The organism is Azospirillum oleiclasticum (assembly GCF_013423485.1).
Taxonomy (GTDB): domain Bacteria; phylum Pseudomonadota; class Alphaproteobacteria; order Azospirillales; family Azospirillaceae; genus Azospirillum; species Azospirillum oleiclasticum.
In genome coordinates, this window is record NZ_JABFFR010000051.1 from 1 (window position 1) to 16,114 (window position 16,114).

Genomic DNA, 16,114 nt, shown 5'->3' on the forward strand with positions numbered 1-16,114 from the left:
GGCGGGTGCACCGCGCCGGGAGCCGTGCTTATAAGCAAACCGGGGGAGGCTGTAAAGCCGGAAATGCGGCTATTTCTCGCCCTCGTCGTCGGCGGGTTCCTCGGTTTCCACACGGTAGACGCCGCCCAGCCAACGGTTGAGATCCACATCGGCGCAGCGCGCGGAACAGAAGGGGCGGCGCTTCGGATCGGACGGCTTGCCGCAGATCGGGCAACGGGTGACGTCGGTGCTCATGCTGGCATCCCGGTGTCTGTGCCGGCGGGCGCCAGGAGGTCGGCCAGCGCCACGCCACGGCGGTTGCGCGTCATCTCCACCAGCCCCAGCTTGGACAGGCCATAGACCTGGGCCTGCGCGGGGTCGTCCTCGACCGCGCGGGCGAGCGCCGTCAACAGCCGCTCGCCGTCGCTGCGTCCCTTCATGTTCACGAAGTCCACCACCACGATGCCACCGACGTTGCGCAGGCGGAGCTGGCGCGCGATCTCCGCCGCCGCCTCCAGGTTCACATCCAGCGCGTTGCCGCGCTCCCCGGCGTTGACGTCGATGACGGTCATCGCCTCCGTCCGCTCGATCACCAGCGACGCGCCGCCACCCAGCGGCACCCGCGTGCCGGCCAGCTCCGCGATGGAGCGGTCGAGGTCGCGCATCTCGAACAGGCCCGGCGGGCCATCATGGCGGCGCAGCAGCGGCGCCAGATCCGGCGCCTCGGACTCGCACCAGCGGACCAGCGCGTCGGCAAGCTCGGGCCCATCGGCCAGGATCACGTCCGGCCGGCTCGCCCCCGCCTCCACCAGCGCGCGGCGCGGAGCGTCGAGGGCCGGGCGCAGGAGCGCCGGAGCGGCACCGAAGACGGCAGCCTCGATCGCCCGCCACGCCACCGCCAGCGAATCCGCCTCCACGGCGATCAGCCCCGGATCGACGGCCGCGGCCCCGGCGCGGACGATCCACCCCTCCCCCACCACGGCCGACTCGATCCGCCGCAGCAGCTCCGCCCGCTGCGGCCCCGCACCCAGCCGCTTCGACACCGTGATGCCACGCCCCAGCGGCGCGTGCACGAGGAAGCGGCCGGGCAGCGTCACGTCCATGGTCAGGGTCGGGCCCTTGGCCCCGAAGGCGTCGGCCTTCACCTGCACGACCACCGGCTGGCCGGTGCGCAGCAGCGTGCCGATGCGCTCCACCCACCCCTTCGGCCCGCGCGCGTCGCGCACGCCGAGCAGCCCGGGCTTGGCGGTGCCGAGATCCACGAAGGCGGCGTCCAGACCGGTGACGATCCGCTCGACCCGGCCGAGGAACACCGCGCCGACCAGCGACGACCGGTCCGCGCGGTCGATGTGCAGGTCGGTCAACCGGCCGCCGGCCAGCACGGCCGCGCGTGTGAAGGGGCCGTCCCGGTCGACCAGAAGCTCCACCGGACCGCCGGTCGCCCGGGTCACGGCAAGCCCACTGGGGGGCGATACCCCACGCCGTGCAGCATGCCCGCGACCTCGTGCAGCGGCAGCCCGACGACGTTGCTGTAGGAGCCGCCCAGCCAGCGCACGAAGGCGCCGGCGCGGCCCTGGATGGCGTAGCCCCCGGCCTTGCCCTGCCACTCGCCGGACGCCAGATAGTCCGCCACCTCCTCATGGGAGAGGGGCTTGAAGGTCACGTCGGTGCGCACCAGTCTCTCCACGACTCGCGGCTCGCCGCCGCCGGGTGCCGGCACCAGCAGGACGACGCCACCGAACACGCGGTGACGGCGGCCCGACAGCAGGGACAGGCAGGTCCGCGCCTGCGATTCGGTTTCGGCCTTGGGCAGGATGCGGCGACCGCAGGCGACCACGGTATCGGCGGCCAGGACCAGCGAGTCGGGGTGGCGCCGGGCCACCGCCGATGCCTTTTCCGCCGCCAGCCGGGCGGCGTGCTGCACCGGCAGCTCGCGCGGGAGGGGTGATTCGTCGATGTCGGCGGGGTCGACCGCCAACGGTGTCACGCCGATCTGGCGCAACAGATCGAGCCGGCGAGGCGAGGCGGAGGCCAGCACAAGCCGGTTCACGAACATGTCTTCCATGTGGAACGTCGCCGTTTCCGGCGGTTACTTGAAGCGGAAGGTGATCCGGCCCTTGGACAGGTCGTACGGCGTCATTTCGACATTGACGCGATCGCCTGCCAGGACGCGAATCCGGTTCTTCCGCATCTTGCCGGACGTGTGCGCGAGAACTTCGTGGTCGTTGTCGAGCTTCACTCGGAACATCGCGTTCGGCAGCAATTCCACAACCGTTCCGGAAAACTCGATCAGATCTTCTTTTGCCATATGCTCCGGGGTCCACTCTTGAGTTCGCGGCAATAACTGACCCTCCGCGCCCGTCGGGTCAAGTGGGATGACGTCCGTCGCGCACAACCGCGTCATGCGCGCGACCGCCGTGGCACGGCGGAGGGTCAGCCCGTGGTGCGTTCGGCGCCGGTCTCGCCGCTGTCCACGGACTGGAAGGGGTTGAGCGGCGACGGTCGGCCGTCGATCACCATCCGCTTCTGATCGGCGCGGTCGATGGCCGCGAACAGCTCCCGCTGATCGTTCTCCATGCGGCGCGCAAGACGGGCCACGGTCTCCTGCGCGGTCAGCGCCCGCCCCGTAGCCTTCTCGTAGAAGAGCGGGCCGTTGGCCTTCGCCGCGGCCGGCAGCAGGTCGGCCGCCGGGGAGTCCGGCTGCGTCTCGGCGGCGCGGATCAGCTTGGCGGCACCGGCCACACCCATCACATAGGCGATCCGGCTTTCCGTCTCGGTCACCGGCCGCTTCAAACGGGCGGCGAGATTCTCCCGCCCTTCGGACAGGTAGCGGGCGGCCATCCCGGCGGCGATGTCCACATCGTGGCGCATGGCCAGGATCTGCTGCCGCACCGCGGCGTTCCTCACCACCGGCGCGCCGTCGCGCAGCTCGACTTGGCGGGCGAGATCGCCCAGCCCATAGGCGGCGCCATGCTGCCGGAACAGGTGCAGCCAAGTCCGCTCCAGGAACTGGAACGGCCCGGCGGCGGAGCTGGTGCGGCTCTTCGCCGCCGGGTCCAGGCCGCTCTCCTGGGTTGCCTGGGCCAGGATGGCGGTGAAGCTGTGGCCGGACAGGCCCGCCACCTGCTGGCTTGCCAGCACGATGCTGTTGGCGGCCGTGCTCTCGGCCGTTTCCACCGGCGGCGGCGCGTCGGGTTTGCGGCCGGGTGGTGGCGGCACCGACTGGCCGTTCGCGATGCGCACCGGCGGCACCTCATTCTCGGCCGTTTCCACCGGCGGCGGTGCGTCGGGCTTGCGGCCGGGCGGCGGCGGTGCCGACTGGCCGTTGGCGATGCGCACCGGCGGCACCTCCGGCTTGCGGGCGGGCACGGGCAGCGTGCCGCTCTCCGACAGCACGGCCTGGAAGTTCGGCCCCATGGCGGCGGGGGCCGGCGGCTCCGGCTTGCGGCCGGGAATCGGGGCGGTGGACGGATCGACGACCTTCATGGACCACCGGCACCGTGTCGCGGTACCGCCTGCGAAAAGGAAAAGGGCACCCTCTTGAATAGCACAGAAGGTTAAGAATGTGCTGAAATCGCGCATGCCGGGCCGGCCCCCGCGGGACGGCGTCAGACCGTCGGCCCCCGCGACAGGGGGAAGCGCTCGCGGATGCGGGTCAGCAGCCCGTCGCGGACCTGGCGGTAGGCCTCCAGCATGGCGTCGCGGCTGCCATCCACCAGCGTCGGGTCGAAGGTGTTCCAGAACTCCACGTCGCAGGCCATGGTGCGGGTCAGTTCCATCGCGCGGTGGTGCGCTTCCGGCGACAGGGTGACGATCAGGTCGAAGTTGTTGTCCTCCAGATCGTCGAAGGTCTTGCAGCGGTGGCGCGACAGGTCGATGCCCAGCTCGTCCATGACCACCACGGCGAAGGGGTCCACCTCGTCCCCGGCGCGCACGCCGGCCGAATCCACATAGATGCGCTGGCCGTGGAAATGCTTCATCAGCGATTCCGCCAGCGGCGAGCGCACCTGATTCATCGTGCAGGCGAACAGCACGCTGGTGACCGGCAGCGGCTGGGTTACCGGCGCCATGCCGTCCGTCCGTCCGTCAGCCGCGGATGTGCAGGACACAGATCAGCGTGAACAGCCGCCGCGCCGTCTGCAGGTCCATCTCGACCTTGCCGGCCAACCGTTCGCGCAGCACCTCCGAGCCTTCGTTGTGCAGACCGCGCCGCCCCATGTCGATCGCCTCGATCTGGGCGGGGGTCGAGCGCTTGATGGCGGCGTAATAGCTCTCGCAGATCATGAAATAGTCGCGGACGATGCTGCGGAAGGGTGTCAGAGGCAGCATGATCTTGGTCAGCCCGCGGTCGTCCTCACACCGGATGTCGAGGACGAGCCGGTTCTCCTCGATCGACAGGTGCAGATGGTACGGCCCGTCGTCGGCGTGGTCGCAGCAGTGGAACTGGTTCTCTTCCAGCAGGTCGAAGATGGCGACGGCGCGCTCATGTTCGACCTCCGGCTTGCGGCGCACGACCGAGCGCTCGTCGAGCGTCACATGGACGATGCGCCGCGTGTGCTGGCTCATGCACGCCCCCCCGGCAGACGCCCCGACAGACGCAGGGACACCGACAGTGCGTGGGCGTCCAGCCCCTCCGCCCGCGCCAGCGTCACCGCCGCCGGCCCGATGGCGGCCAGCGACGCCGCATCGCACCCGACGAAGGTCGTGCGCTTCATGAAATCCAGCACGTTGAGACCGGAGGAGAAGCGCGCGCTGCGCGCCGTCGGCAACACATGGTTGGGGCCGGCGACGTAATCGCCGATGGCCTCCGGCGTGTGGCGGCCGAGGAAGATGGCCCCGGCGTTGCGCACCCGCGCCGCCAGCGCGTCGGGGTCGGCGACCGCCAGTTCCAGATGCTCCGGCGCCAGCCGGTCGACCAGCGCCGGCGCGTCGGCCAGCAGGTCGCGCACCAGGATGATGGCGCCGTGGGTGTGCCAGCTCTCCCCCGCGATGGCCGCGCGCGGCAGGCTGACAAGGTGATCCTCGCACGCCTTTGCCACCCGGTCGGCGAATCCCGCGTCGTCGGTGATCAGGATGGACTGGGCGGAGGTGTCGTGCTCCGCCTGGCTCAGCAGGTCGGCGGCGATCCACACCGGATCGTTCTCGCGGTCAGCCACCACCAGGATTTCCGACGGGCCGGCGATGCTGTCGATGCCGACGGTGCCGTAGACGTGGCGCTTGGCCGCCGCGACGAAGGCGTTGCCGGGGCCGACGATCTTGTCCACCGGCCGGATGGTCGCGGTGCCGTAGGCGAGGGCCGCCACCGCCTGCGCCCCGCCCACCCGGTACATCTCGGTGATGCCGCAGCGGCGGGCGGCGGCCAGCACCAGCGGGTTGACCGTGCCGTCCGGCGTCGGCACCACCATGACGATGCGCTCGACCCCCGCCACCCTGGCCGGCAGTGCGTTCATCAGCACCGAGGACGGGTAGGCAGCGGTACCGCCCGGCACGTAGAGCCCCACCGAACCCACCGCGGTCCAACGGGCACCCAGCCGCACGCCCTGCGCGTCGCGGTAGTCGGTCGTCTCCGGCACCTGCCGGCGGTGGAAGGCCTCGATCCGCTCGGCCGCCATGTCGAGGGCCGCGCGCTGGTCGGCCGGGGCGCGCTCCACCGCGGCGTCGATCTCCGCCTCGGTGACGCGCAGCGTGCCGGGGGTCAGTTCCAGCCGGTCCCAGCGGCGGGTGTAGTCGATCAGCGCCTCGTCGCCGCGGCGGCGGACGTCGTCGATGACGCCGGCCACGGTCGCCTGCACGTCCTCGCTGACCTCGCGCTTGGCGTGCAGCAGCGCCTCGAAGGCGGCGGCGAAGCCGGCGTCGGTGGCATCAAGCCTGAGCGGCATGGGCGGCCTCCCGGAACTTCTCGATCCATCCCGAGATCTCCTCGGGCCGTGTCTTGAACGCCGCGCGGTTGACCACGAGGCGCGAGGTGACGTCGGCGATGTGCTCCACCTCCACCAGCCCGTTCGCCTTCAGCGTGGATCCGGTGGAGACGAGATCGACGATGCGGCGGCACAGCCCCAGGGTCGGGGCCAGCTCCATCGCACCGTTCAGCTTGATGCACTCCGCCTGCACGCCGCGCGCGGCGAAATGACGCCGGGTGATCTCCGGGTATTTGGTGGCGACGCGCACATGGCTCCAGCGTGTCGGGTCGTCCTGCTCCATCATCGCCTTCGGCTCCGCCACCGACAGGCGGCAGCGGCCGATCCCGAGGTCGAGCGGGGCGTAGAGCTCGGGATAGTCGAACTCCATCAGAACGTCGTTCCCCGCGACCCCCAGATGCGCGGCACCGAAGGCGACGAAGGTCGCCACGTCGAACGACCGCACCCGGATGATGCTGAGGTTCGGGATGTTGGTGTCGAACCTGAGGAACCGGCTGTCCTCGTTGTCGAACTCGGCCGACGGCTCGATCCCGGCATGGCGAAGCAACGGCCGCAGTTCCTTCAGGATGCGACCCTTGGGCAGCGCCAGAACCAGCGCGTCGTCGGCCGCCCCTTCGATCCCGTCGCCGGGCACCGGCGCGCCAGGGGCGTGTGTATCGGCGGGCAAAACACTCTCCTCGGCTCTTCCGCGCTCCGGATATAGCACATTCCGCGCCGCCGTCACCCATGCGCCTGCCGCTGAAAAAGAAGCGGCCGCCCCGTGGAGGGGGCGGCCGAAGGCGAAAACAGGGAGGGTTAGAGACGAGACGGAGGATAGGCCGAACGGACGATCGGCGCATTGACGTGCATCAATTCGCCGCAGGCCGAATTATTGGTATACGATCCGTCACGGTGCGGACCGTGGGTCCGGCCATGGCCGCGGTGCGCGCGAGGGGGAAAGGATCATGCCCGACAACCACATCCACGTTCTGGTGGCCGAGGACGAACCGCTGGCGGCCGAGGCGCTGGCCGAGGTGCTGGTCGAAGGCGGCTACCGCGTGACGGTCGCGCGCGACGGCCTCCAGGCGCTCGCCTGCATCGCCGCGGAACGACCCGACGTCCTGATCGCCGATCTGCGCATGCCCGGCCTCAGCGGCACCGAGCTGGTCCGCGGCGCCCGTCTCGCGCGCGCCACCCTGCCCATCGTGATCGTCACCGGCAACCCGGAGATCTGGAACGAGGCCACCGAGCCGGAGGAGCGGGAGGGCGTCACCCTGCTGGAGAAGCCCGTCAACCCCTACCGCGTGCTGGAAGCGGTGGCCGCCGCGGCGGCGACGGCCTGACCGCGGTCAGGCAATGCCGTCGTACACCACCTCCGTCATCATCCCGGTCGCCATGTGCAGCAGGTTGTGGCAGTGGAAGGGCCAGCGGCCGGGATTGTCGGCGTCGAACGCGATGGTGACGGAGCCGTTCAGCGGCACCAGCACCGTATCGCGCACCGCCCCCGCCAGCGGCACCCCGTCCAGCGCCACCACCTGGAAATGATGGCCGTGCAGGTGCATCGGGTGCGCCATCGGGCTGCGGTTCACCATCTCGATCCGCACGCGCTCGCCGCGCACCACGCGGATCGGTGACGCCTCGCCCCACACCTTGCCGTCCATCGACCAGACATAGGGCGCCATGCCGCCGGTCAGCTCCACCCGCAGAACCCGGTCGGCGGAGCGCGGGTCGGGCGGGGTGACCGCGGTCAACCGCCGTTCCAGCGACAGGTCGATCGGTCCCGCGACCTGCTCGGCAAGCCCCGGTACTTTCGCAACCGCGGCACCGGCCGTTGCCAGGATCAGGCCGGTGCGCTGGCGGTCCCCCTCCCGCCGGGCCAGAATCGGCCACGCCCCCTCCCCCGGCAGCGCCAGCAGGATGTCGAGCCGCTGGCCCATCGCCATGGGGAAGACGCGGCCGGCGACCGGCCGCACCGGCGTGCCGTCCACCGCCACCACCGTGCCGTCCAGCGCGCCGAGGTCGATGTGGAAGGCGGTGCTGGTCGCACCGTTGATAAGGCGCAGCCGCACCCGCCCGCCGCGCTCCACCCGCACCACCTCCGGATCGTCGAGGGTGCGGTCGTTGGCGAGATAGGCGTCGTACTCCACGTCGTTCAGGTCCATGGGCACCCCGCCGGACATCGGAGTCGCCATCGGCATGGCGTGACCGGCGTGGACCGAACCCTGGTCCATGGTCGCGTTTCCGCTTCCGTGTCCCATGGCACCGTGGTTCATTGTGCCATGGCTCATCGTGCCGTGGCTGCCATGGGCCATGGCGCCGCCGGTCAGCGCGGCCAGCACCTCCGCCGGGTCGCGGAAGGTGAAGTCGTGCAGCAGCACCGTCACCTCCTGGACGTCGGCGCGGCGGTCCTCCTCGCTGCGCACCACCAGAGGCGCCGCCATCAGGAGCTGCTCCTGCAGGCCGTGGTGGGAGTGCATCCAGTGCGTGCCCGGCCGCGCGGCGAAGTCGTAGGCGCGGGACTCCCCGGCGGCCAGCACGGGCCGGAACCGGTCGGCCACGCCGTCCTGCATCCAGGGCGGGGTCTGGCCGTGCCAGTGGATGATCGTGTCCTCCCCGGCCCGGTTCTCCAACATCACGGAGAACGGGTCGCCGGGCTGCAGCGTCAGGCCGGGCGTGCCGTCCGGCTGGCGGATGCCGAACACGCTGGCGGCGCGGCCCAGCACCTCGATGGCGCGCCGTTCCACGGCGAGGCGGGTCGGGGTCGCCGCAACGGCGCGGGACAGGGCGGGCATGGCGGAAAGTCCGCCCAGCGCGGCGGCCGAGGCGGTGGCCGCCAGGAACTGGCGACGGGTGTGCATGATCATGGGTGATGATCCGTCCGAAGGAATTCCAGGGACATCGGCGCGCCGCGCGGGCAGCGGCGCCGGGCGACCGGTTCCGGTCAGACGGTCAGGCGTGGCGGCGGCAGGGGCGGCGGCCGGTCGAGCCCATGCGGGGCCGGCATCGCCCGGACCGGCTCCAACACGCCGACCACGGCGCGGGGACCGGCCACCCACACCGCCGGCAGCGCGATGTGCATCATGGGACAGGCCGCGACCGTGCAGCAGGCCTTGTCATGGCTGGGGGAATGGCCGGGTGCCGGGGCGGGCGCGGTGACAGGGCCGTCGGCCGCATCCGCCACCGCCGCACCGTGATGCGCGTGCGCGGTTTCGGCCGAAGCCGTGGACGGGGCGACCAGCAGCAGCGCGGCCATGGCGAGACCGAGCCCCGCCAGGAGCATCAGCGCGGCGCGGATCACCCCGCCCCGCATCACGTCACGCCGCCACCGGCAGGGCGTCCCGCACCAGCGTCGACAGCCGCCGGATGCCCTCGCGGATGCGTTCCGGCGGGGTGGCGGAGAAGCTGAGGCGGATGGTGTTCCGCCCGGAGCGATCGGCGAAGAAGGCGGCACCCGGCACGAAGGCCACGTTCACCTCGCGGATGGCGCGCTCCAGCAGCGTCACGCCGCACATGCCCTCGGGCAGCTCGATCCAGACGAACATGCCGCCCTGCGGTCTGGTCCAGGTCACCCCCTCCGGCGCGAAGTCCGCGAGCGCCTGGAGCATGGCGTCGCGCCGCTCCTTGTAGGCGCCGCGCAGGCGCTTGACGTGGCTGTCGAAGATGCTGCCGACGATGTCGTGCATCACGATCTGGTTGATGGTGGAGACGTGCAGGTCGGCCGCCTGCTTCATCAGCACCATGCGCTCGACGGCAGCCTTCGGTGCGGCCACCCAGCCCACGCGCAGCGCGGGCACCATGGTCTTGGAGAAGGACCCGCAGTGGATCACCTGCGTCGGCGACCCGCCGTTGCGGGCGGCGTCGATGCCGGCCAACGACGGCAGGAATTCGCCCTCGTAGCGCAGTTCGGCGTAGGCGGCGTCCTCCACCACCGGCACGCCGTGCGCGGTGCACATCTCCAGGATGGCGTGGCGGCGCTCCAGCGACACGGTGGTGCCGTTGGGGTTCTGGAAGTCGGGAACGAGGTAGAGGAACTTCGGCTTGGCCGCCAGCGCCTCCTCCAGCTCCGCCAGCACCGGGCCGTCCTCGTCCATGGCGATGGAGACGTAGGTCGGCTCGTAGGGCGAGAAGGCCTGGAGCGCGCCGAGATAGGTCGGCTTGGTGACGGCGACGAGGTCGCCCGGCCCGATCAGCAGCTTGCCGATGAACTCCAGCGCCTGCTGCGAGCCGCTGGTGACGAGGATCTCGTCCATGCCGGCGCGCACGCCCTTGCGGGCCATGTAGCCGGCGATCCACTCGCGCAGCGGCCCGTAGCCCTCGCTGATGGTGTATTGCAGGGCGCCGCCGGCCCCGGTGTTGGACTGGAACACCTTCTCGTAGGCGCGCGCGATGGCCGCGGTCGGGAAGAAATCGGGATCGGGGATTCCGCCCGCGAAGGAGATGATCTCCGGCCGGTCGATCAGTTTCAGAAGCTCGCGAATCTCCGATGCGGACATCCCGGCCACCCGGCCGGCGAACGCATGACCCCAATCAACCGTCACGATCGAACTCTCCCTGGCTCAAGCGCGCAACACATGTTCCACCACGCTCAACATCGCATTGCTGTGTGACGCCGCAAAGAGAGAATCGAGAGTATGGCAGCCATGCACGGCACTCCGCGGCGGCCGCCCGGCGAGCTGGTGGCGGAACCAGGTCACCTGCCGCTTGGCGTAGTTCCGCGTGGACTGGCGCGCCTTGGCGACCGCCTCGTCGAGCGACAGGATCCCTTGCAGATGCGCGCGCAGCTCCGGCACGCCCAGCGCCTTCATGGCGGGCAGGCCGGGATCGAGACCCTGTGCGTCGAGGTGCCGCACCTCCTCCAGCGCGCCGCGCTCCATCATCCAGCCGAAGCGCCGGTCGCAGGCGGCGTAGAGCGCGTCGCGCGGCGGGTCGATGACGATGACCAGGAAGGCCAGACCGGGCGGCGCGTCCTCCGCTGCCTCCACCTGCCACGCGGTCAGCGGCCGTCCGGTCGCCTCCAGCACCTCCCACGCGCGGGTCAGGCGGGTGACGTCGCCGGCGTGCAGCTTGGCCGAGGCCGGGTCGCGTGCCACCAGCCCGGCGCGGAAGGCGTCGCCGCCGATCGCCGCGTAACGCTCCCGCGCGGCTTGGCGGATCTCCTCCGGAACCGGGGGAACGTCGCTCAACCCCTGCATCAGCGCGCGCAGGTACAGCCCGGTGCCGCCCACCACCACCGGCAGCCTGCCCTGCCCCAGCGCCTCGTGGATGGCGTCGAGCGCCATGCGCCGCCACGCCGCCGCCGAGCCGCGAACGGCCGCCGGCAGCACGCCGTACAGGCGGTGCGGCGCCAGCGCCAGCTCCTCCGGCGCGGGACGCGCCGTCAGCACCGACAGCTCGGCGTAGAGCTGCATGCTGTCGGCGTTGATGATCGTACCGCCGAAGGCCCGCGCCACGTCGAGCGCCAGCGCCGACTTGCCCGAGGCGGTCGGGCCGCCGATCACCACGACGGGGCTGCCGTGCTTGACCAGATCCATGTCCATGCGCACCCATCCCACCGCCGGAACCGGTCGGTCAAGCCATTGCGCGCGGGGACTTTGCGCGTGGAACGGGGTGTGCTACCCACCCGACGCCGCAACCAGCGCCCGGACCCGCCGCCATGACCGCCTCCTCCGCCGTCGTCACGCTGATCGCCAACCCCGCCGCCCCGGTCCTCGACGGCGACGCCGCGACCGCCGCGCGCTCGGCCCTCCAGAGCCTCGGGGCCGACACCGGCAGGCCGGACTGGCTGGCCCCCGCCGTCGCCTGCGACCTGCCCTTCGACGGGCTGGCCCCGGAGCAGGCGGAGGCTGCCGTGCGGCAGGCGCTGGGCGGCATGGCCATCGACGTGATCGCGCAGCCCACCGCAGACCGCCGCAAGCGGCTGCTGGTCGCCGACATGGAGTCCACCATCATCCGCCAGGAGATGCTGGACGAGCTGGGCGATTATGTCGGGCTGAAGGACCACATCGCCGCCATCACCGCCCGCGCCATGAATGGCGAGATCGACTTCAAGGGCGCGGTGCACGAGCGGGTGGCGCTGCTGAAGGGCCTGCCCGAGACGGTGCTGGACGAGGTGTGGACGCGCGCCGAGCTGATGCCGGGGGCGGCGGCGCTGGTCGCCACCATGCGGGCGAACGGCGCGACCTGCGCGCTGGTGTCCGGCGGCTTCCGCGCCTTCACGTCGCGCGTGCGGGCACTTCTCGGCTTCGACGACGACCAGGGCAACGAGCTGGAGATCGCCGACGGCGCGCTCACCGGCCGTGCGCTGGAGCCGATCCTGGACAAGGACTCCAAGCTCCAGGCGCTGCTGCGCTACGCCGGCGCCGCCCGCATCCGGGCGGAGGAGACGATGGCCGTGGGCGACGGCGCCAACGACCTGCCGATGCTGCTGGCCGCCGGGCTCGGCGTCGCCTACCACGCCAAGCCGGCGGTGGCGGCGCAGGCGCGCGCGCGCGTCGACCACGGCGACCTGACCGCCCTGCTCTACGCCCAGGGATACCGAGCCGGGGACATCGTTCAGACGGCGGCTGCCGCCGGTTGACCCGCCCTACCCCCGCGGTGGTACCCTGTCCGCCGGTGCACCAGGCCGCGAGTGTCCGCCCATGATCCGTTCCGCCCGTTTCCCGATACCGCTCGCCGCGGCGCTGATGGCGTGCGTCGCCCTGCCCGCCCTGGCCGACACGGTGTCGGAGACGCTGCACCGCGAGCCGCTGCTTCCCGTCGAGGAGGTGGTTGTGCCGGCGGCGGAGCCGGACCTGACCCAGCGCATCGGCTCGGCCGCATCCGCGGCCTACGACGCCCTGCCCGCCATGGACCAGGTGACCGGTGCCGCGTCCGACGCGTTCGGTGGCGCCCGCGACACCCTGTCCAACTGGTGGTCGGGCGCGCGGGAGACGCTGAAGCCGGCCACCGACCGGGTGGAGGCGATCGCCGCCCCGGCGATCGAGGCCGCGGCCCCGGCCATCGCCGCCGCGGGCACCCACGCCGACCGCGCCATCGCCGGTGCCGAGGCGTTGGCCACCGATGCCCGGCTGGAAGTGGAACGCCTCGCCGGCGCCTTCCACGAGAGCGCCGCCGAGCTGCGCCACCATCCGGTGGTCGAAGCGGCGGCCGATGTCGGGTTGCTGCTGCGGGTGGTGGAGGCCGTCGGCGTCTCCGCCGTGGTCGGCGGGCTGGCCTGGCGGAAGATCCGCGGGGCTTGACGGCCGTCAACCATCCGCCGCGGCGTCACCGGACGGCGGCGCGATGGCATCCATGATGCGGCGGAGCTCCACCGGCGTCACCGGTTTGTGGATGATGGTAAATCCCGCGCGGTCGGCGTGCAGCCCGGATGTCGCCGCGGTGTCGCCGGTCAGGAGGATCGCCGGCACCGACCACCCGCAGGACCGGCGCACGGCGTCGATCGCGTCCACGCCCGTGCCGCCCTCGCCCAGCCGATAGTCCGCCAGCACCACGCCGGGCCGCCGCCCGATCCGTGCCAGCGCCGCGACGGCCGCCTCCCCCTCCGCCTCGGCAACGACCTCGTAGCCCCAGCTTTCCAGCATGGCCGCCAGCCCCACGCGCACCGTCGCGTCGTCATCGACGACCACGACCAGACGCGCGTCGCCATCACCGCCCGCCGCCTTGGGGGCATCGTCGGCGGTGAACGCCTCCGGTTCGGCGTGCAACGGCACAGTCACCGCGAAGACGGAGCCGCGGCCGGGAATCGAGCGCACGGTCATGGGATGCTGGAGCAGCCGGGCCAGCCGCTTGACGATGGCGAGCCCGAGTCCCAGCCCCTGCGAACGGTCGCGCTCGGGGTTGGCGAGCTGGACGAACTCGTTGAAGATGTCCGTCAGGTGTCCCGGCGCGATGCCGATCCCGGTGTCCCACACCTCCAGCCGCAGCCACCGCCCGCGCCGGCGCGCGGCAACCAGAACGCCGCCGCTCTCGGTGTATTTCAGGGCGTTCTCGACCAGATTGCCGAGGATGCTGCCGAGCAGCGCCGGGTCGGTTTCGACCAGCGCGTCGCTGTGCCGGACCCGCAGGCGCAGGCCCTTGTCGGCGAAGCGCGGCGTGTACTCGGCCCGGATGCGGTTGAGCAGCCCGCCGACCCGCACCGGCTCGACCTGCGGCGTGATGACGCCGGCGTCCAGCCGCGACAGGTCGAGGATGCCGTCGAGCAGGCTCTTCAGCGCGTCCAGCGCCTGCTGCATGGTGCCGACGACCGAGGCCGCCGGGTGGTCGGCCAGCCGCTCCGACAGCACATGGATGAAGAACATCAGCGACTGCACGGGCTGGCGCAGATCGTGGCTGGCGGCGGCGAGGAACTTCGATTTCGCCAGATCCGCCCGCTCCGCCTCCACCTTGGCGTCGTTCAGCTCCTCCTCGATGCGCTTGCGGTCGGTGATGTCGAGATAGAGCCCGGTCAACCGGGTCGGCCGGCCGTCCGGCCCGAGGATGATCCGGGCGATGGCGCCGATCCAGCGCACGGCACCGTCGGGAAGGACGACGCGGTATTCCGCCCGGTAGTCGGCCGCCGACGCGATGGCCGACTGCACACCCGCCAGGAAGCCGGCGCGGTCGTCCGGGTGGATGGCGGCCAGAAGGACGGCCACGGTCGGCTCGCCTTGCGGGCCGTCATGGCCCAGCAGCCGCCACAGGCTGTCGGACCAGGTGAGCCGATCCGTCGGCACCTCCCAGTCCCAGATGCCGGCGTTGGCGAACTCCAGCGCGAAGGCCAGCCGCTCGGCCCCGATCTGGCGCGCGATCTCCGCCTCGCGCAGGTCGGTGATGTCGAGCATCACGCCGTCCCAGATGATGCTGCCGTCCGGCGCGGTCCAGGGCGTGGCGTTGGTGCGGAAGCGGCGTGGCCGGCCGGCCGGGTCGAGGATCTCCCCCTCGACCTGCATCGGCTCCAGCGACAGGGCGGTTTCCGCGAAGGCCGCCTCCAGCCGCGCGGCGGTCTCCGCCGGCATCGCCGCCATCAGGTCGGCGATCACCGCATCGCTGGCCGGCTGCGTGGCCCGCGCCACGCCGAACAGGGCGTTCACGGTGTTGCTGACATAGACGAAGCCGCCGCCGCCGTCCGGGCGGCGCACCCGCCGGTAGATCACCCCCGGGAAGTTGCGGACCATGTCGCTGAGGCGCCGCTCGGCGTCCTTCTTCGCGTCCAGCACGGCCAGCCGCCGTTCGGCGTCCTGACGCCGCTTCAGCGCGCGGATCTGGGTGACCGCGACGATCAGCGCGAGCAGGAGCGCCGCGGCACCGCCGGCCGCCGCGGCCATCTGCGAGTCGCGGACCAGCCCTCCCATCATCGCGGCCGGTACGCCCGCCGCCAGATGCCAGCCCGCCTGAGGCGTCGGCACATGCACCATCACGACCGGCACGCCCTCCAGGCTGACCGCCCCGAACGCCGCGCCGGACGGGCCGTCCAGACCGCCCAGGACGGTGGCCGTCGGCCGTCGGCCGACCGCCTCGTCGTCCGCGCCCACCGCAGCCGCCTCCGCCGAGAGGGTGCGCGCGATGATGCGTCCGTCACGGTCGTACAGGCTGATCCGCCCGCCGGGCACCGCGAGATGCTCGCCCAGCGTGCGCCGGAGGACGCTCGCGGGGAACAGCGCGGACAGCGCGTGGCGCGCCACCCCGTCCCGCACCACCGGGACATGGATGGCGATCATCGGCTGCGGCCAGACACCCCCGCGCTCCAACACCGCCTCGACGACCGGACGACGCCGGTCGAGCACCGTCCGGATGGTCGCGGGGTCCATGATCGACGGCAGCGGCGTGCCGAACGGGACCTGCGTGTCCACCAGGGCCCCGTCGGCATCGCTGAGGATCAGGGCCGCCCAGCCCGCCCCGACCGTCGCCAGCACGCGCCGCGCCTGCCGGTGGAAGCCGGCGTAATCGCCGCCGTCCAGCGCTTCGCCGGCGGCGAGGGTGGACAGCGCCGCCAGCTCCTGGCTCATCCGCCGGTCGACCGCCGCCGCCGCGGTCAACGCCGTCTGGTGAAGCTGGCTTTCCAGCGCGTGTCGCTCCTGCATGCTGTACTGGGCGGTGACCAGCGCAGCAAACACCACCACCGGAAGCAGTGTGGCGGCGACGAGGAAAAGAAGCTGACGGCCACTCAGCACGACGCACCGACGGCGGCAAGAGGATCGACTTTACGGATCCATGACCAGCGCCGGAAACCGGCGGGAGATTGCATGGATTTTATCACGTAT

Annotated in this window: 17 protein-coding genes; 3 read left to right on the plus strand and 14 right to left on the minus strand. The window is 71.8% G+C overall.

What is annotated here, in order from left to right; all coding sequences use genetic code 11:
- Window positions 1–69: 69 nt before the first annotated feature.
- The 9 genes from HL658_RS32960 to hisG form a co-directional block, all read right to left on the minus strand.
- On the minus strand, window positions 70–234 hold the full coding sequence (locus HL658_RS32960) for a DNA gyrase inhibitor YacG (protein WP_180286534.1): 165 nt from the start codon (window positions 232–234) through the stop codon (window positions 70–72).
- Window positions 231–1,430 (minus strand): ribonuclease E/G, encoded by a 1,200-nt coding sequence (locus tag HL658_RS32965; RefSeq protein ID WP_343055408.1) that lies wholly within the window; start codon window positions 1,428–1,430, stop codon window positions 231–233. The genes HL658_RS32960 and HL658_RS32965 overlap by 4 nt, the downstream gene beginning before the upstream one ends.
- Window positions 1,427–2,044 carry a Maf family protein gene (locus HL658_RS32970; RefSeq protein WP_180286535.1) on the minus strand — a complete coding sequence of 206 codons (618 nt, stop codon included), beginning with the start codon at window positions 2,042–2,044 and terminating at the stop codon, window positions 1,427–1,429. The genes HL658_RS32965 and HL658_RS32970 overlap by 4 nt, the downstream gene beginning before the upstream one ends.
- Before the next feature lie 24 nt (window positions 2,045–2,068).
- Window positions 2,069–2,287, minus strand: a complete 219-nt coding sequence (gene infA / locus HL658_RS32975; protein WP_126618956.1) for a translation initiation factor IF-1 — start codon at window positions 2,285–2,287, stop codon at window positions 2,069–2,071.
- Between the two features lie 125 nt (window positions 2,288–2,412).
- The gene (locus tag HL658_RS32980) at window positions 2,413–3,465 is read right to left on the minus strand and encodes a lytic transglycosylase domain-containing protein (RefSeq protein ID WP_180286536.1); all 1,053 of its coding nucleotides are present in this window, start codon (window positions 3,463–3,465) and stop codon (window positions 2,413–2,415) included.
- Between the two features lie 122 nt (window positions 3,466–3,587).
- Window positions 3,588–4,049, minus strand: a complete 462-nt coding sequence (locus HL658_RS32985; RefSeq protein WP_180286537.1) for an arsenate-mycothiol transferase ArsC — start codon at window positions 4,047–4,049, stop codon at window positions 3,588–3,590.
- 16 nt (window positions 4,050–4,065) lie between these two features.
- Complete coding sequence (locus HL658_RS32990; protein WP_180286538.1) at window positions 4,066–4,545, minus strand: UPF0262 family protein; 480 nt, start codon at window positions 4,543–4,545, stop codon at window positions 4,066–4,068.
- Complete coding sequence (gene hisD, locus HL658_RS32995) at window positions 4,542–5,858, minus strand: histidinol dehydrogenase (RefSeq protein WP_180286539.1); 1,317 nt, start codon at window positions 5,856–5,858, stop codon at window positions 4,542–4,544. The genes HL658_RS32990 and hisD overlap by 4 nt, the downstream gene beginning before the upstream one ends.
- Entirely contained in the window at window positions 5,842–6,531 is a 690-nt protein-coding gene (gene hisG / locus HL658_RS33000) for an ATP phosphoribosyltransferase (RefSeq protein ID WP_425485407.1), read from the minus strand. The genes hisD and hisG overlap by 17 nt, the downstream gene beginning before the upstream one ends.
- 310 nt (window positions 6,532–6,841) lie before the next feature.
- Between hisG and HL658_RS33005 the strand changes: the two genes are divergently transcribed.
- Entirely contained in the window at window positions 6,842–7,219 is a 378-nt protein-coding gene (locus HL658_RS33005) for a response regulator (RefSeq protein ID WP_180286540.1), read from the plus strand.
- 6 nt (window positions 7,220–7,225) lie between these two features.
- On the opposite strand, the gene HL658_RS33010 is transcribed toward HL658_RS33005, so the two are convergent.
- From HL658_RS33010 to miaA, 4 genes are all read right to left on the minus strand, one after another.
- A complete protein-coding gene (locus HL658_RS33010; protein WP_180286541.1) occupies window positions 7,226–8,740 on the minus strand; it encodes a multicopper oxidase family protein in 1,515 nt (504 codons plus the stop codon).
- Between the two features lie 77 nt (window positions 8,741–8,817).
- A complete protein-coding gene (locus tag HL658_RS33015) occupies window positions 8,818–9,189 on the minus strand; it encodes a hypothetical protein (protein WP_180286542.1) in 372 nt (123 codons plus the stop codon).
- Window position 9,190: 1 nt separating this feature from the next.
- A complete protein-coding gene (locus HL658_RS33020) occupies window positions 9,191–10,414 on the minus strand; it encodes an aminotransferase-like domain-containing protein (protein WP_343055409.1) in 1,224 nt (407 codons plus the stop codon).
- Between the two features lie 18 nt (window positions 10,415–10,432).
- On the minus strand, window positions 10,433–11,413 hold the full coding sequence (miaA, locus tag HL658_RS33025) for a tRNA (adenosine(37)-N6)-dimethylallyltransferase MiaA (protein ID WP_246338168.1): 981 nt from the start codon (window positions 11,411–11,413) through the stop codon (window positions 10,433–10,435).
- A gap of 116 nt (window positions 11,414–11,529) precedes the next feature.
- On the opposite strand from miaA, the gene serB reads away from it, so the two are divergent.
- Both serB and HL658_RS33035 read left to right on the plus strand, forming a co-directional pair.
- Window positions 11,530–12,453 (plus strand): phosphoserine phosphatase SerB, encoded by a 924-nt coding sequence (gene serB, locus HL658_RS33030; protein ID WP_180286543.1) that lies wholly within the window; start codon window positions 11,530–11,532, stop codon window positions 12,451–12,453.
- A 61-nt stretch (window positions 12,454–12,514) separates the two neighbouring features.
- Entirely contained in the window at window positions 12,515–13,114 is a 600-nt protein-coding gene (locus HL658_RS33035) for a hypothetical protein (protein WP_180286544.1), read from the plus strand.
- A 6-nt stretch (window positions 13,115–13,120) separates the two neighbouring features.
- Here the strand turns inward: HL658_RS33035 and HL658_RS33040 are convergent, their stop codons facing one another.
- Window positions 13,121–16,024 carry an ATP-binding protein gene (locus HL658_RS33040; protein ID WP_180286545.1) on the minus strand — a complete coding sequence of 968 codons (2,904 nt, stop codon included), beginning with the start codon at window positions 16,022–16,024 and terminating at the stop codon, window positions 13,121–13,123.
- Window positions 16,025–16,114 lie beyond the last annotated feature (90 nt).

What these genes read in the sequence shown, in the direction of transcription:
- HL658_RS33005 (WP_180286540.1), top strand. Translation starts at nt 6,842, where the DNA reads ATGCCCGACAACCACATCCACGTTCTGGTGGCCGAGGACGAACCGCTG.
- miaA (WP_246338168.1), bottom strand. Translation starts at nt 11,413, where the DNA reads ATGGACATGGATCTGGTCAAGCACGGCAGCCCCGTCGTGGTGATCGGC.
- HL658_RS33010 (WP_180286541.1), bottom strand. Translation starts at nt 8,740, where the DNA reads ATGATCATGCACACCCGTCGCCAGTTCCTGGCGGCCACCGCCTCGGCC.
- HL658_RS32985 (WP_180286537.1), bottom strand. Translation starts at nt 4,049, where the DNA reads ATGGCGCCGGTAACCCAGCCGCTGCCGGTCACCAGCGTGCTGTTCGCC.
- HL658_RS32990 (WP_180286538.1), bottom strand. Translation starts at nt 4,545, where the DNA reads ATGAGCCAGCACACGCGGCGCATCGTCCATGTGACGCTCGACGAGCGC.
- HL658_RS32970 (WP_180286535.1), bottom strand. Translation starts at nt 2,044, where the DNA reads ATGGAAGACATGTTCGTGAACCGGCTTGTGCTGGCCTCCGCCTCGCCT.
- HL658_RS32980 (WP_180286536.1), bottom strand. Translation starts at nt 3,465, where the DNA reads ATGAAGGTCGTCGATCCGTCCACCGCCCCGATTCCCGGCCGCAAGCCG.
- hisD (WP_180286539.1), bottom strand. Translation starts at nt 5,858, where the DNA reads ATGCCGCTCAGGCTTGATGCCACCGACGCCGGCTTCGCCGCCGCCTTC.
- HL658_RS33035 (WP_180286544.1), top strand. Translation starts at nt 12,515, where the DNA reads ATGATCCGTTCCGCCCGTTTCCCGATACCGCTCGCCGCGGCGCTGATG.
- serB (WP_180286543.1), top strand. Translation starts at nt 11,530, where the DNA reads ATGACCGCCTCCTCCGCCGTCGTCACGCTGATCGCCAACCCCGCCGCC.
- infA (WP_126618956.1), bottom strand. Translation starts at nt 2,287, where the DNA reads ATGGCAAAAGAAGATCTGATCGAGTTTTCCGGAACGGTTGTGGAATTG.
- HL658_RS32960 (WP_180286534.1), bottom strand. Translation starts at nt 234, where the DNA reads ATGAGCACCGACGTCACCCGTTGCCCGATCTGCGGCAAGCCGTCCGAT.